We start from the raw sequence: 14,447 nt of genomic DNA on the forward strand, positions 1-14,447 counted from the left end.
CCTTGTAGCGGAGCTACCAGGGCTTTTGGCCAACGCGGCGAGCGTGCGCGCTGGGCGGCGCGACGGGGCAAAGCTTGCCGGGAGGGGCACTAGAATCGCCACGCACTCCACATGCGAGGTCATCGAAACCATGTGACAGCTGGTGGGAGCGGGAGGACGTGCAGGTCAGGCACACTTTGCGAGCATTCACGACGGCTCGAGAATGACCGGAGCGTCAAACGAGCGTCACGAATGCAGTCCGTGTGCGCCGCTCGACAGGTGCCTTGAGGCAGACCCGAGGCGGGCGTGTTGCGACCCTCGTCGCGATCAGCTTGTGGCTGCGGCTGACGTCCCGGCTCAGTCCCGGTCGTGCGCCGTGGGGCCGGGCGGTGTGAAGCGGACCGGGGCGCGGAAGCGTGCGCGGCGGGCGGCGCGGCGGAACGTCGTCAGTACCGCGGGGCCGGCCAGGACGATGCAGACGAAGTTGGTGACTGCCCGGCCGGTGTCCCAGCCGAGGGATGTGGCGAGGTCGAAGGCGAGGTAGCGGTGCCACTGCTCGGTGAACGGCAGGCCGGGGAGGTAGGCGATGGAGCTGTTCGGGTCGAGTGAGAACGGCCAGAAGGAGAGGTTGAGGAGGAAGCCGAAGAGGTACCCGGAGACCGATCCGTAGGCGGCCAGCATGAGGACCTCGCGGCGGCCGGTCGCGCGGGGCAGGAACCCGGCCAGCATCCCTACGAACGCGCAGCCGAACATCTGGTACGGCATCCAGGGGCCGACCCCGCCCGTTATCAGGGCGGAAGCGAAGAGGGAGGTGCAGCCGAGGGTGAACCCGAATCCGGGGCCGTAGACGCGTCCGGCGAGCACGAGAACGAAGAAGACGGTCTCAATGCCCGCGGTCCCGGCGCCCAGTGGGCGCAGGGCTGCGTTGACGGCGGACAGGACGCCGAGCATCGCCAGCGCCTTGGAGCTGATCCCGCCTTCGGCTATCTCGGAGAGGACCACGCAGAGTACGAGGACGAGCAGGACGCCGAAGATGAGGGGCGGGGCGTAGTTCGAGCCGAACTTTCCCGGGGCGACGACGAAGGGCCAGAAGAACGCCACGATGCCGAGGAAGGCCGCCAGGGCGATGACGAGGGAGACGCGCGGGGTGAGCCGGATGGCCGTCGTGGTGGTCATGTGCCGGCCTCGCCGTCCGGGGTCGCGTCAGTGGTCACGTCGAGCGCCGCGGTCACCTGGTCGACGGTGAGGAAGGGCAGCGGGGCGAGGATTTTGGCAGTCTGGGGTGCGAACACCGGGGAGGCGACGATGACTTCGGCGGTAGGGCCGTCGGCGACGATGTCGCCTTCGGCCATGACGACGACGCGATCGGCGGTACGTGCGACGAATTCGACATCGTGGGTGGAGATGACGACGGCACGGCCCTCCTCGGCGAGTTCGGCCACGATCCGGGTGAGTTCCGACTTGGCTCGGTAGTCGAGCCCGCGTGTCGGTTCGTCCAGGAGCAGGACCTGAGGTGTGGCGGTCAGCTGGACGGCCAGGACGAGGGCCAGTTTCTGTCCCTCGGACAGGTCCCGGGGGTGGGTGGCGTCACCGATGCCCGGAGCGAGGCGGTCGAGGATCGTGCGGGCGCTGTCGGCCCCGGTCTCCACGGCGGACTCGCTGTCGGCCTGGTCCAGCTCCTGTTTGACGCTTTCGAGATAGAGGAGGTCGGCGGGCGTCTGGGGGACCAGCCCGACGGCGCGGCGCGCGTCGACGGCCGCCATGGTGTGCGGGTCTCCCGGCTTCCCGGTCCGCGGGTCGGTGGTGTGCACACTCCCTGCGGTGCGCGGGCCGGAGCCCTGGAGTGCCCAGAGCAGCGAGGACTTGCCGGAGCCGTTGCGTCCCATGAGCGCGGTGATCTCGCCGCCGCGCAGTTCGAGGTCGATCTCACGGACCGCGGGAACGCGGTGGTAGCTGACCGTGATGCCGTGGGCAGTCAGCAGCGTGGGGCGGCCGGCCACCGGGGCTGGACGTACCGGTACCGGCCTGGCATCGGCCAGCCGGGCGCGCAGTGGGGTGGCGGCGCGGCGGGCGTCGCGGACGGACAGGGGCAGCGGGTGCCAGTCGGCCGTGCGGGCCAGGTCCACGATCGGCGGGGCGATGGAGGACGTGCGGAGGATGTCGGCGGGGGCGCCGTGGACGACGCGTCCGCTGCCTGGCAGGTGGACCACGCGGTCGGCGTACTGGACGACTCGCTCCAGTCGGTGCTCGGCCATGAGTACGGTTACGCCGAGGTCGTGGACGAGGCGGGTGACTGCTGCGAGCACCTCGTCGGCGGCGGCCGGGTCGAGGGCTGAGGTGGGTTCGTCGAGGACGAGGACGCGGGGATGGGCGGTGAGAACGGAGCCGATGGCGACGCGCTGCTGCTGACCGCCGGAGAGCTCGTGCAGGGCGCGGTGGCGCAGCTCGGCGAGGCCCAGCAGGTCGAGGGTCTCCTCGACGCGCTTGCGCATGACCGCGGGTGCGATGGCCAACTGCTCCATCGCGTAGGCGAGTTCCTCTTCGACCGTGTCGGTGACGAAGCCGTCGAGCGGATCCTGGCCGACCACCCCGACCACGTCCGCGAGTTCCCGGGGCGGGTGGTGAGCGGTGTCGCGGCCGTCGACGGTGACGCGTCCGTAGAGGGTGCCGCCGGTGAAGTGGGGCACGAGACCGTTGACAGCACCCAGCAGGGTGGACTTGCCGACGCCGGTGTGACCGACGACGAGGCAGAGTTCGCCCTCCTCGACGGTGAGGTCCACCTCGCGCAGGGCGGGTTCGTCCATGTCGTCGTAGTGGACGGTGGCCTGTTCGAAGGTGATCACGTGGGTCCGGCTTTCTCGGTGCGCGGCTTCGGCAGGGCCGGACGGGTCGGGGCGGGGGGCGGGGCGAGGAACCCGGCGGTTCCGGCGAGCAGGATCGCGAAGGTCGGCACCAGCGGCAGAGTGGGCCAGGTGAGCGGATAGATGGAGGGGTTGAGCTCGGCGGCGTCGAAGCCGACGTTGGTGAAGAGAAGGACCGCGGAGAGTACTCCCGCTCCGGCGACGGCCCACTCGGGCGGGTGCCAGGGATCGGGCCGGTAGGTGGTGCGGGTGACCCGGCGCCCGCCCAGGCGCAGCCCGGCCACGCACAGCACGGCTCCGGCGGTCATGGCGGGCAGGCCGAGGACGGTGGGGGCGGTGGCGTCGAGGAGTCCGTAGGCTCCGGCGCACAGGCCGCACATGCCGAGGAGCATGAGCGCCCCGGTGGCGCGGCGAGACCTGTGGGTGGCTGTGCCGGCGCGGCCGTAGCCACGCGAGTCCATGGCCGCGGCCAGGCGCAGGCTGCGTTCGAGTGCGTCCTCCAGGACGGGCACGACGATCCCGCGTAGTGCCTTGAGCCCCTTGCTCTGTCCTGCCCGCAGGTGACGCGCGCGGGCCACGCGCTGCACGCTCTGCACGAGTTGGGGGGCGACGCTGATGGCGACGGTGACGGCGACACCGAGTTCGTGGAGGGCGCCGGGCAGGACGCGGAGTGCGCGTTTGGGGTTGGCGAGGGTGTTGGCGGCGCCGATGCAGCACAGCATGCAGGCCAGACGGAGTCCGTCAGTGGCGGCCGAGAGGAGTGCCTCCAGGGAGACGGGGCCCCCGAGTCGGATGCCGGCGTACCAGTCCGGGGTGCGGATGTGCGGGAGCGAGAAGAGGAAGTGGTCGTGGGGGGTGATCCCGGTGGCGAAGACGGCCCGGAAGAGGACGCGGATCGCGACGACGGTGAGCGCCAGGTACAGGTAGTACTTGAAGCCGCGGGCCCAAGGGGCCTCGGTGCGACGCGCGGTGACGACGAAGCCGAGCACTGCGAGCACGAGAAACAGCAGCAGCGGGTTGTTGGTACGGCTGACGGCGGTGGCAAGGGCGAGGGCCCAGAGCCACCAGGCGACCGGATGGAGTGTTCTGGGCAGACGCCGACCGCCGGTGTCCGGCGTGCGACCGGGCACCGGCGTCGTCGCTGTGGTGAGGGTGCGCGACACGCGGCTACTCCGTGCATCGTCGGCGTTTGGCGGCGAACACGGCGGCCCCGCCGATGAGAACGATCAGCGAGCCTCCGATCGCCACGGGCAGGAGGGAACCGGCGTCATGCTCGGCGTCGGCGGCCGGTGCAGCCTCGATCACCGGGGGCTGAGCGGCCTCCGTGTGCTCCTTCGACACGTCGCTGGGACTCTCGCTCGGGCTCGGTGACGTGGACTTCGATGGGCTGGGCGACGTGGTGCGGGTCGGCTTTGCCGAGGGGGAACGGGACTTCGAAGTCGTCGGCTTGGCGGTCTCCGGGGTCGGGCCGGTGTCCGTCCTCGGCGGAAGTGCCGGCGCTCGTTCGGTCGACGCGGGCTTCCCGCCGTTCCCTGTCGCCTTCGAGTTGTGGGCTCGCAGTTGGTCGGGCTTGAGCTGGGGGCGGCCTTTGGTGCCGCCGATGTCGGTGCCACCGAAGATCCACAGATCGACGCTGCCGGGTTTCGGCTTGTAGAGCATGGCGCCGAGCTGGCTGTACTCCCAGGTGTCCGCGCCCGGGTCGGCATGCCAGTACGACCAGTAGGCGGACGCCGGGGGCGTCAGTACGCAGTCGTCCTGCTGGGGCGTCGGGTACTGCTTGCCGCTCTGTTGGCCGCTGTAGCCGATCCGGCAGATGAAGGCGGGACCGTCGTGACCGGTGCCGGTGGTGCGCCAGCCGCCCTGGTTGAGGAGCTCGTAGCCGGTGGTGGGTGTGGTGCCGCAGGAGCGGTAGACCGGGCCGCCCCAGTGGCTGAAGTCGACCGCGAGAACGACTCCGGACGTGGTGGTGCACCGGCCCATCGGCCGCGGATCGGCCGCAGCCGACGAAGCGGTGGCGGTCAGGGCGGCAGCCGACATCAGGAGGGCGGTCACGGCCTGTGCGGCTCTGCGCCACATGGTCGTACTCATATGTGTCCCCCTGCGGCGGCCCGGCGGCGAGCGACGACGACCGTGCGCCAGCCGGCGCCGACAAGCAGAGCAGCGAACGTGACGAGAGCGCCGATCTGCACGCCGGTCGAGGCGAGCGCGCCTCCACCGGAACCGCTCGCGTCGGTGTCGACGATGCCGCCCGTGCCGCCGGTGCTGTCGCCGGGAGTGACGATCACCGGGGCGGAAGAACCGGGGGTGGGTGTGGGCTGGGCGCTCGTGCCGCTGAGGCTGCGCTTCAGCGTGCCGAACGAGATTCCGGTCGTCCCGCTCATGGCCTGGGTCGAGGCGCGCAGATCGGATCCGCGCTGCCCCTGCTCGGCGACCTTGAAGCCGCCGTCGGTATTCTGCTGTGAAGCCAGGAACTTACGCGCCTTGGCGATCTCGGGGCCGTACTCCTTCGAGTCCAGCGAGAGACCCTGGATGGCCAGGGCTGCCGAGTTGACGGAGTTGCCGGCCGCACCGGGGAATCCCCCGTTGGCCAACTGCTTGCCCGCAAGCCACTTCAGAGCCTTGCCGACGGCCTTGTCCGCCTTCGCGCCCCCCGCCAGGTCGAGCGCCATGGCTGCCATGGCGGTGGAGTCGACCTCCGAGTCACCTGTGGCGGGGATCAGGCTGGGCCAGGCACCGGTGTCGTGCTGAAGACTTTCGAGGTAGGCGATCGGATCCTGCGCCGCTTCCTTCTCACCGGCCCGGAGCTGGGCCATGACCGCCAGGGACTGGGAGAACACGGAAGGGGCGTTGGTGTAGGCACCCTTGGCGGCGCAGCTGCGGTCCGGAGCCTTGCTCGGCCCGGTGCATACCGCCTTGTCCAGCGCGGCAATGAGGTCCTGGCCGCCGAAGGAGCGGGGATCGCGGCCGACCATCTCGGCCAGCAGAGCTGACTTGCCGATGGCCCCCCCGAGGGCGTACTTCGTTCCGGTGAGGGTCCAGTCCTGGAGGGTCCGGCCGTCGCCGTCCTTGCCGCCCTTGTCGAGGAAGTCGACGATGCCGCGCAGCTTGTCGTTGTTCAGGCCGGTGGCCGCGAGTGCGTAGGCGCCGTCGATGGTGAGACCGAAGTCTGCACGGGGTGATCCGGCGCCGGAGACGTAGTACTGGCCCTGTTTGAGGTTCGACCCGCTGGTGAGGTACGCGACGCCCTTCTTGAGGTCCGGGCCTTCGCCCGCCGGAAGCGTCGGGTCGCTGGTGGGCGGCTCGGTGGTCGGGGGGGCGGTGGTCGGCGGGTCGGTCGGCTCGGGCTCCTTCGTCGTCAGACGGAAGAGGTCGGAACCGGCCCCGGCCAGCACGGCGGGTGATGTCGGGTAGAGGGCGGCGTCCGTAGCGCCCTCCTCGAACCCGAAACCGCCAACGTCCAGTTGCTGACGGGAGAGCCAGGAGACGGCCGCGTCGGCCTGCACGGTGTCATCGAGGGCGCGGAGCGCCTGTGCCGCGTAGGCGGTGGCGTAGTTGCTGCCGGCCGTGGCACCGGTGTAGCCGGGGAACGCGCCGTCCTCGCGCTGCGCCTTCTTCAGATAGGTCCGGGCCTTGGTGACGGCGGCGTCCTGGCCGCCCGCCTGCTGCAGGGCCAGGGCCACGAGGCCGGTGGTGGCGGGGTCGCCGTCGCAGTACTCGCCGGGCCGGATCAGGATGCTGGTGACCCCGCCGTCGTCGCACTGCAGTTGGGTGAGCCGTTCGACGCTCGCGGCCGGGGGTTCGGCGCCGGCGCGGATCAGAGCCAGCAGGGCGAATGCCTGGCCGTCTGCGTGGGTGGCATTGCGGAAATCACCCTCGGCGGTGCAGCCGGGCGTGGGGCTGCCCGAGTCGGGGCCGGCGGTGCAGATGTTGTCGACGAGGTCGGCGATGAGGTCGTGGCCGCCGAAATGGTGCGGGTCGGCCTCCGTGGCCTCTGCCAGAAGGGCGAGGCGGGCGGCGGACGTCGCGTCGGGGGCCTCGCCTTCGCCCGACGCATAGGCGTACTCGTCGATGTGGGCGGCGAGGAAGGCGGTGACCTTGTCGAGCGTCGCACTGTCACCGTCCGCGGCGGCCAGCGCGTAGGCGGCCTCCGTGGTCAGCAGGTAATTGGGCGTGTCGGCGCCGTCGTCGACGACACGTTCCCCGTCCGTGAGCGCGCCCTCGACCCAGGCCACTGCGGCCGGCACGTCGATCTCGCCCGCCGGAACCGTCGGTGTGCCACCGGGATCGGGACTCTCGGTCCCACCGCCGGCGCGCACCTCGTCCGGAGTGAACGTCGGCTTGCCCGTGGTGCCGCCGATGTCCGTACCGCCGTACACCCAGGCATCGACATCGCCGTCCTTGGGCTTACGGTCCATGGCGCCGTACCGGCTGTATGTCCACTTGTCCTGGCCGGGCGAGGCGAGCCAGTAGGACCAGTAGGCGGTGGCAGGCGGGGTGAGGACGCACGACTCGTCGTCCGTGGTCGGGTACTTCGTGCCCGGGCCGAGACCGATCCGGCAGATGAAGGCCGGTCCGTCGTGCTGGGTGCCCTCGGTGGTGAAGCCCGCCTCGTGGAGGAGCTCGTACCCGGTCGTGGGTGTGGAGTCGCAGCCACGCTCGACGCCGCCCCCGAACGGTCCGAAGTCGACAGCGACGATCGCACCCTTGGTGGGCGTGCAGTCGTCGAGCGGGTCGGCCTGAGCAGGAGTGCCTGCGATGAGCATCATGGGCATGGCAAGCAGCAGGAATGCCACGGACATCAGGGACAACAGCGCCTTCGTCCCTGCCTGCCGGTTTCTTCGCTGTGCGGTCTCCACCACGGCCCCTCCTTCTGTGTCCGAAGGGACGGGCACGTGGCTGAGGAGCCGTCACCGCACGCGGCATACCGCGGGGCTGGGCCGGTCGACCACGCCGTAGTCCGCGACGGCGTTTCTCGCTGAAGATCTCGCCCCAGGCATTCCGGCTCGCCCGGCGGAACCGGGCCTACGGTTGCGGGTCAGCGCCGGACTCAGACCGGCTTCCCCTGGAACTCAGTGCGTATCAGCCGGATTGCAGCACGCGGGTCCACGAGCCGTCAAGGTGCCCCTCAGGCGGAGGGGAGTGTTCCGTAGGGGCGTCTGGCGGGAGCCACTCCGCTGGGGTAGCGTCCGGGGCTGCCAGATGGGGGAACCCGGTGGGATTCCGGGGCTGACGCGCAGCGGTAATGGAACGGCCAGGGGCTGTTCCGAGCCCGAATGCCCATACGGCGATGCACCACAGGAAGCCGGTCCACGCGTTCGGGCGACGGCCCTGGCCCCCCCTGACCTCCCACTCGGTGAGGGAATCGGGCCCGGTCTGCGCGCCCCTCATCCCAGGAGCAGGCCATGTCACGCCACATCGCCCCACGCCATCTCGTTCTCACCGCGACCGCCGCCATCGGGGCCTTCTGCCTCAGCGTGCTCCCTGCCGCCGCCACTGCCACGCCCGCGCAGATAGCGACCTCGAAGGCCAACGGAGTCACGTACCTCAAGTCCCTTCAGGCTGCTGACGGTTCCTACGCGGGAGCCGGGCTGTCCAACGAATGGGCGTTCAGCGCGCTCGCCGCTGCAGGCACCGCTGTCGTGGATGTCACACCCGGCGGCGATGCGACGAAGAACGCGAGATCCGTGTACCGCACTTTTCTCTCCTCGGCGGGTTGGCCCTCGACGACACCTGTCGTCACGGACTACGAGCGTGCGGCGCTCAACGCCTACGCGGCCGGTATCGACCCCTCCCGCGTCTCCGCCTCCCGCAACCTGATCGGCGACATCTACAGCTACTGGCAGACCTCCGAGCCGGGCTACTTCGGCCCGTCGGCCAACTTCAACGGCACCGTGTTCGCCGCCCTCGCCCTCGGCGGCGCCAAGACGCAGGCGGGGGCCCAGCGCACACCCCAGACCCTGCGCAACTCCCTGATCACACGCATCCGAGCCAACCAGCACAACGACGGCGGCTGGAACTACAGCAAGGCCGAAGGCAATCCGACTCAGCTCGCCGCCACGAGCGACATCGACATGACCGGCGCCGCGATGGCCGCGCTGTGCGTCTCCGGCGTGCCGAACACCGACACGGACATCACCCAGGCCAAGGCATTCCTCAAGAGCAAGCTGGTGCCCGGCAGCGGCGCCTTCAACGCCATGTTCGGTGTCAACACCGACTCCAACGGCTGGGCCGTCTCCGGCCTCAACGCCTGCGGCATCAACCCGCAGACCGGTGACTTCCTCACCCCCGCGGGCAAGACCCCGGTCGACTTCCTCATCGCCCAGCAGTTCAACCCCGGCGGCGGCTTCAGGTACCTGCCCGGCGACACCGCCCCCTCCGCGTACGCGTCGATCGACGGCCTGCGTGCGGTCGCCGGCGGCGGCTTCACCTCCGCTCCCCCGGTGCCGACAACCAGCGGAGCCACGCAGTGGGTCGCCCAGGGAGCCTTCACCTCGGGCACAGCCACCGAGCTCGCCCTGACCGTGGACGACGGCGCGGGGAACCTGAACGTCTGCTCCGTCGCCCTCACACCCACGGGCCCCACAACCACCCTCGGGTCGGTCCTGGACGCCGCCACCGGTGCAGCGACTCCGTCCGGCTGCGCGACCGGAGTGACCCCCGCAACGGGCACCGGCACCATCACCGCCGTCAACGGCAAAGCCAACAGCGGATCGAACACCTGGAAGGTCAGCGTCGACGGCTCCGCCTTCGCCGCCGCCACCCGCGGCAAGGTGATCAACGCGGGTGACACGATCGCACTGCGCTGGGGCGCCTGAGAGCCTCCGGTGTGGTGAAGTGACCTCATCGCCGCCGAGTGGCCGGGGACGTCCCACCAACACCCCCGGCGCTCGCGGGCCGGCCGGCATGGCCCCGCGTACTTCGACCCACTGTCCGAGAGTCGTGCGCCGGCGCCGAGGTGCCAGCGCACGTCCTGCGCGGAGTGCGGGGCGGGGGGCACGGCGCACCCAGCGAGACCGTTCCGGAAAGCGGTCACGGTGAGGGCGTTCTTGTCCCCGTCGTCCAGCTTGAACTGGCAACCTCCGACGGGTGTCGGACGCCGTTGACGGAGATGTTCCAGTAGGCGGCGCCTCCCCCGCCGACGTTCTTGATGGTGTCCACCGAGCGGTCGTCAAACGAGGCGCACCAGGAACCGTCCCAGGTGAAGTTCCGCTTCCGTGCCGCGTCGTCGACGGCCGCCGTCGGTGTGGGAACAGCGGTCGGCCAGGCGCCACTTCGGGTGCCGTCGCATCTGTCCGGACCACCGGTGGCGGTGGTTACATCGTGCCCCTTTGCCTTGATCCTGCCTTTGAAGAGACGACCGCCCGGCCCCTTCGCGGTCAGGGTCACCCTGACAGTGGCGTTCGCGACAGCCGCTTGCTGTCCCTGGGCGACGGCGGGCGCGGAAGGGCGGGGGCTCGGGCTTCGCGCTGCAGACCATGGCAGTGGGAAGCAGTGCATGTAACGCACCGGGTTCTCCGGCTCGCGGCCCGGCCGGGCAGCACACGGTTGCAGGTCAGCGTCGGAATCTCACCGACTTCCCGTCAGGCACAGACGCGTTCGGCTGCCGTTTCGGCAGTCGCGGGTTCCACTCGTACGACCGGGGCTGAGGGGCTCCGGTCCGCCGCCGGCTGAGGGGCCTGCGGTGCTGTGGAGGTGGGGTGGTGGGCGGGTGTGCGCGAACGCTGTCCGTCCCCGCAGGGTGGCCGGTGCAGCTGGTTCGCCGGAAGTGTCGCCCCCCACCCAAGGGGTCGTTCACCAGGAGGACTTCGCCACCCCTGGTAGGTAGCCGGCATGGGCCTTGAGTTCGGCGCGCCGTTGCGCGTAGCGGGCCGCGATCCGCCTCCTCTTGTCGTTCTTCGCGATCTTGCTCTTCTTCGCCATCAGACACGCTCCCCGCGGGCTCGGATCCGGGCGACGGCGGCCTCGATGCCGATGGCGTCCACGGTTTTGATGGCACGCGCGCTCAGCCTCAGGCGGACGTGCCGCCCCTCGCCGGGCAGCCAGTAGCGCTTGTTCTGGATGTCGGGGTCGCACCGGCGCGAGGTGCGCCGGTGCGAGTGGGAGATCTTCTTGCCGAAGACCGGCTGGGCGCCGGTCAGCTGGCAGTGGGCGGACATGAGGGTTCTGTCTTTCTCCCCACCGAGTTATCGGTAATGGAAATCATTGTCGTATGCTATCCGTCATGGCCCGCAACGAGGTACGCCCGATCATCAAGCTCCGCTCCACCGCCGGAACCGGCTACACGTACGTGACCCGCAAGAACCGCCGGAACGACCCGGACCGGCTGGTCCTGCGCAAGTTCGACCCCATCGCCCGACGCCACGTCGAGTTCCGCGAGGAACGCTGACCGCATCGGCTCCGCCCGCCTGTCGGCACCCGATCGAGAGATCACACCCATGAAGCCTGGAATCCACCCCGCCTACCGCCCGGTCGTCTTCCGCGACAAGGCCGGTGACTTCGCCATCCTCACCCGGTCCACGATGACCAGCGACAAGACCATCGAGTGGGAGGACGGCCACACCCATCCCGTGGTCGACGTCGAGATCTCGTCGGCCGGCCATCCCTTCTACACCGGCACCGCCCGCGTGCTGGACACCGCCGGCCGTGTCGAGCGTTTCGAGCGCCGCTACGGACCGGACGGGGGCCGCCGGTGACTCTCGACGGACCGATGCCCGTGGTGATCGTCGCCGGACTCCACGCCGACGCCCGCCGTGCCACGGTCGAACGGTTGTTGCATGAGGTGTCCGACAGCGTCGCGCTGCACCATGACCTGTCCGCCGGCCCGGCGGGCACCGTGCGCCGGAGCGTCCGCGACTCCACGGGCGAGACCGGCTGGGGCGAGACGCCCCTGGTCAACGACTGCGCCTGCTGCGCCCTGCGCGAGGACCTCGTTCCCGAACTGGAACGGCTGGCCGACAGCGGCCTCACCCGCCTGGCCGTCGTGGAGCTGTGGGACTCGGTGGAACCCCGCGGCATGGCCGAGGTCATCGCCGCCCACGGCGGCGGCGCCTTCCGGCTGACCAACGTGCTGACCGCCGTGGATCCCGCCCTCGTCCTGGCCTGCCTGTCCAACGGCGACGACCTCGCGGAAGTCGGACTCGCCGCGGCCACCACGGACCAGCGCACCGTGGGCGACACCTTCGCACGGCAGCTGGAGTACGCTCCCGTCCTCGCCGTGGCCGACAGCGCCGCCACCGGACTCGACGACCTGGCACTTCTGCGGCAGTTGCACCCCACCGCACAACAGGTTGGCATCGCTTCCGGCCAGTTGGGTGTCACAGCGGTCGCCGGCTTCGACGTGGACGCCGCGGCGACCGCACAGCACCCGGCGTGCGCACGGTTCCCCCACGACTGCGACGAGCAGGGCGTCAGCACGCTCGTCTGGCGGCGCCGTCGTCCCTTCCACGCCGGTCGCCTTTACGAAGCACTGGAGGATCTGTGCTGCGCGGCGGCCCGTAGCCGGGGGAGGTTCTGGCTGGCGGACCGGCCCGACTGCCTGCTCGCCTGGGACGCCGCCGGAGGCGCACTGTGCGTGGAGAGCGTCGGGCCGTGGATGGCCGCGCTCCCGGACGCGGCCTGGGAGATGATGCCGGCCGAACGCCGCACTGCGGCTGCCCTTGACTGGCACCCCGAGCACGGCGACCGCTGCCAGCACCTCGTCTTCACCTCCCCCGGCCTCGACCGGGCGGGGCTCCTCTCACTGCTCGACTCCTGTCTGCTCACCGACGACGAACTGGCGTCCGGACCCGGCACCTGGCCCCGGCCCCGGCCCACCGGCTTCGACGAACTGCTCGACCCCGTCGCCTGACCCGCCCCATCACACCAACGAGGAAGCCGTCATGCCCCGCCCCGCCAAGACCGCGCTCGCGCGCAAGAGCCGGCCGAACCCGATCGACGCGGCCGGCATCACGTACATCGACTACAAGGACACCGACCTGCTGCGGAAGTTCATCTCCGATCGAGGCAAGATCCGCAGCCGCCGCGTCACCCGGGTCAGCCGGCAGCAGCAGCGCCAGATCGCCACGGCCATCAAGAACGCCCGGGAGATGGCCCTGCTCCCCTACTCCAGCCGCTGAGCTCCACGGCACCCCCCGACTGCCTCCTCCCCTCAGACGACAAGGACCGCCATGGCCGTCCCCAAGCGCAAGATGTCCCGGAGCAACACCCGCCACCGCCGCGCCCAGTGGAGGGCGAGCACCCCGGCGCTCGTCCCCGCCACCGTCGACGGGAGCACCTACCTGGTGCCCCAGCATCTGAGGAAGGCGTACGAACGCGGCCTCCTCCGTCCGGAGGACTGACGCAGCATGCCGCACGACCGCCTGCCGGTGACCGCCCTCTCCGGCTTTCTGGGAGCGGGTAAGACCACTCTGCTCAACCACCTGCTGTCCAACCGTGAGGGTCTGCGGGTCGCCGTGATCGTCAACGACATGAGCGAGATCAACATCGATGCCGCGCTGGTGCGCGGGGGTGAAGCCGCTCTCTCCCGAGCGGAGGAGCGGCTGGTCGAGTTGACCAACGGCTGCATCTGCTGCACGCTCCGAGAAGACCTCCTCGAAGGGGTGGAGCGCCTCGCCAGGGAGGGACGCTTCGACTATCTCCTGATCGAGTCGAGCGGCATCTCCGAACCCATGCCGGTGGCAGCCACCTTCTCCTTCGCACGCGACGACGGGGCGACGCTCGACGACCTCACCCGGCTCGACACCATGGTCACCGTGGTGGACGCGGCCAACTTCCTGGGCGAGCTGGGAACCGGCGACGAGCTCGCCGCGCGCGGCCTCGCCCCCTTCGAGGACGACGAGCGCACCGTCAGCGATCTACTCATCGACCAGGTCGAATGTGCCGACGTGATCGTCCTGAACAAGCTCGACCTCGTCGACGAGGCATCCGCGACACGTCTGCGCGGCATCCTCAGCCGGCTCAATCCGCACGCCCGTCGGCTGGACAGCGTCCGAGGGCAGGTACGCGCTTCCGACGTGCTCGGGCCCGGCCTCTTCGACGTCGAAAAAGCGCAGCTTGCCCCGGGGTGGGTACAGGAACTCAACGGTGAGCACATCCCCGAGACAGAGGAGTACGGAATCTCGTCCACCGTGTTCCGTGCCACCCGCCCTTTCCATCCGGGCCGGCTCTGGCAGCTGATCACCGAGCGACTCGACGGCGGCGAGTTCGGAACCGTGCTGCGCAGCAAGGGGTTCTTCACACTGGCCGGACGCGCCGGCGTGACGGGACTGTGGTCCCAGGCGGGCAGCGTCGCCCGCTTCGAGCCCGCCGGGACCATCGACGCGGAACTGCCGGAACAGCACGCTCAGGAGCTGGTGTTCATCGGGACGGAGCTGGAGGCGACGGCCCTGCGCACCGCCCTGGAGAGCTGCCTTCCGGACGGTGACGACACCGGCGGCGACCCCTTTCCACGCTGGGCCGTCCCGGAAGCCCACGACGCTTGTGCGCATGAGCAGGGCGGTACGGCCCTGCCCGTCTGAGAGCCTGTCGGGCGGCCTTCGATCGGACAGCGGACGCGGTCTGGTGCGTGCGATTCCAAGGCGCCGGGATGTCCTCGGATGGGGTCTCCCC

At 70.3% G+C, this 14,447-nt stretch carries 14 protein-coding genes, 1 pseudogene and 3 riboswitches; of the genes and pseudogenes, 7 read left to right on the forward strand and 8 right to left on the reverse strand.

Annotated features, from left to right (window positions below):
* Positions 1 to 336 precede the first annotated feature (336 nt).
* The 5 genes from ABZ826_RS37265 to ABZ826_RS37285 are packed head-to-tail and all read right to left on the reverse strand — an operon-like array spanning position 337 to position 7,639.
* Positions 337 to 1,155, reverse strand: coding sequence for an ECF transporter S component (locus ABZ826_RS37265; protein ID WP_361458737.1), 819 nt, complete (start codon positions 1,153 to 1,155; stop codon positions 337 to 339).
* Positions 1,152 to 2,822 (reverse strand): ATP-binding cassette domain-containing protein, encoded by a 1,671-nt coding sequence (locus tag ABZ826_RS37270; RefSeq protein WP_361458739.1) that lies wholly within the window; start codon positions 2,820 to 2,822, stop codon positions 1,152 to 1,154. Before ABZ826_RS37270 ends, ABZ826_RS37265 begins: the two co-directional genes overlap by 4 nt.
* Positions 2,819 to 4,003 carry an energy-coupling factor transporter transmembrane component T gene (locus ABZ826_RS37275; protein ID WP_361458741.1) on the reverse strand — a complete coding sequence of 395 codons (1,185 nt, stop codon included), beginning with the start codon at positions 4,001 to 4,003 and terminating at the stop codon, positions 2,819 to 2,821. The genes ABZ826_RS37270 and ABZ826_RS37275 overlap by 4 nt, the downstream gene beginning before the upstream one ends.
* Before the next feature lie 4 nt (positions 4,004 to 4,007).
* Complete coding sequence (locus tag ABZ826_RS37280; protein WP_361458743.1) at positions 4,008 to 4,928, reverse strand: hypothetical protein; 921 nt, start codon at positions 4,926 to 4,928, stop codon at positions 4,008 to 4,010.
* Entirely contained in the window at positions 4,925 to 7,639 is a 2,715-nt protein-coding gene (locus ABZ826_RS37285) for a prenyltransferase/squalene oxidase repeat-containing protein (protein WP_361458763.1), read from the reverse strand. The genes ABZ826_RS37280 and ABZ826_RS37285 overlap by 4 nt, the downstream gene beginning before the upstream one ends.
* A 193-nt stretch (positions 7,640 to 7,832) precedes the next feature.
* A riboswitch (cobalamin riboswitch) is annotated at positions 7,833 to 7,902 on the reverse strand.
* 140 nt (positions 7,903 to 8,042) lie between these two features.
* A riboswitch (cobalamin riboswitch) is annotated at positions 8,043 to 8,119 on the forward strand.
* A 123-nt stretch (positions 8,120 to 8,242) separates the two neighbouring features.
* Between ABZ826_RS37285 and ABZ826_RS37290 the strand changes: the two genes are divergently transcribed.
* On the forward strand, positions 8,243 to 9,655 hold the full coding sequence (locus ABZ826_RS37290; protein ID WP_361458745.1) for a hypothetical protein: 1,413 nt from the start codon (positions 8,243 to 8,245) through the stop codon (positions 9,653 to 9,655).
* Positions 9,656 to 9,861: 206 nt separating this feature from the next.
* On the opposite strand, the pseudogene ABZ826_RS37295 reads toward ABZ826_RS37290, so the two are convergent.
* The 3 genes and pseudogenes from ABZ826_RS37295 to rpmB form a co-directional block, all read right to left on the reverse strand.
* A pseudogene (locus ABZ826_RS37295) lies at positions 9,862 to 10,337 on the reverse strand (hypothetical protein); the annotation flags it as partial.
* An 11-nt stretch (positions 10,338 to 10,348) separates the two neighbouring features.
* Positions 10,349 to 10,419: riboswitch (cobalamin riboswitch) on the reverse strand.
* 212 nt (positions 10,420 to 10,631) lie between these two features.
* On the reverse strand, positions 10,632 to 10,760 hold the full coding sequence (locus ABZ826_RS37300; protein WP_361458747.1) for a hypothetical protein: 129 nt from the start codon (positions 10,758 to 10,760) through the stop codon (positions 10,632 to 10,634).
* Positions 10,760 to 10,996: a 50S ribosomal protein L28 gene (gene rpmB, locus ABZ826_RS37305; RefSeq protein ID WP_361458749.1), complete on the reverse strand. Its 237-nt coding sequence runs from the start codon at positions 10,994 to 10,996 to the stop codon at positions 10,760 to 10,762. The genes ABZ826_RS37300 and rpmB overlap by 1 nt, the downstream gene beginning before the upstream one ends.
* 65 nt (positions 10,997 to 11,061) lie before the next feature.
* On the opposite strand from rpmB, the gene rpmG reads away from it, so the two are divergent.
* The 6 genes from rpmG to ABZ826_RS37335 are packed head-to-tail and all read left to right on the forward strand — an operon-like array spanning position 11,062 to position 14,356.
* Complete coding sequence (rpmG, locus tag ABZ826_RS37310) at positions 11,062 to 11,226, forward strand: 50S ribosomal protein L33 (protein ID WP_361458751.1); 165 nt, start codon at positions 11,062 to 11,064, stop codon at positions 11,224 to 11,226.
* A 49-nt stretch (positions 11,227 to 11,275) separates the two neighbouring features.
* Entirely contained in the window at positions 11,276 to 11,533 is a 258-nt protein-coding gene (locus ABZ826_RS37315) for a type B 50S ribosomal protein L31 (RefSeq protein WP_361458753.1), read from the forward strand.
* Positions 11,530 to 12,687, forward strand: coding sequence for a GTP-binding protein (locus ABZ826_RS37320; protein ID WP_361458755.1), 1,158 nt, complete (start codon positions 11,530 to 11,532; stop codon positions 12,685 to 12,687). The genes ABZ826_RS37315 and ABZ826_RS37320 overlap by 4 nt, the downstream gene beginning before the upstream one ends.
* A gap of 31 nt (positions 12,688 to 12,718) precedes the next feature.
* A complete protein-coding gene (rpsR, locus tag ABZ826_RS37325; RefSeq protein WP_361458757.1) occupies positions 12,719 to 12,955 on the forward strand; it encodes a 30S ribosomal protein S18 in 237 nt (78 codons plus the stop codon).
* Between the two features lie 51 nt (positions 12,956 to 13,006).
* Positions 13,007 to 13,177: a 50S ribosomal protein L32 gene (gene rpmF / locus ABZ826_RS37330; protein WP_361458759.1), complete on the forward strand. Its 171-nt coding sequence runs from the start codon at positions 13,007 to 13,009 to the stop codon at positions 13,175 to 13,177.
* A gap of 6 nt (positions 13,178 to 13,183) precedes the next feature.
* Complete coding sequence (locus ABZ826_RS37335; protein ID WP_361458761.1) at positions 13,184 to 14,356, forward strand: GTP-binding protein; 1,173 nt, start codon at positions 13,184 to 13,186, stop codon at positions 14,354 to 14,356.
* Positions 14,357 to 14,447: the final 91 nt, after the last annotated feature.

Origin of the sequence: Streptomyces sp. NPDC047515, from assembly GCF_040643055.1 — a bacterium.
In the GTDB taxonomy this organism is placed as follows: Bacteria; Actinomycetota; Actinomycetes; order Streptomycetales; family Streptomycetaceae; genus Streptomyces.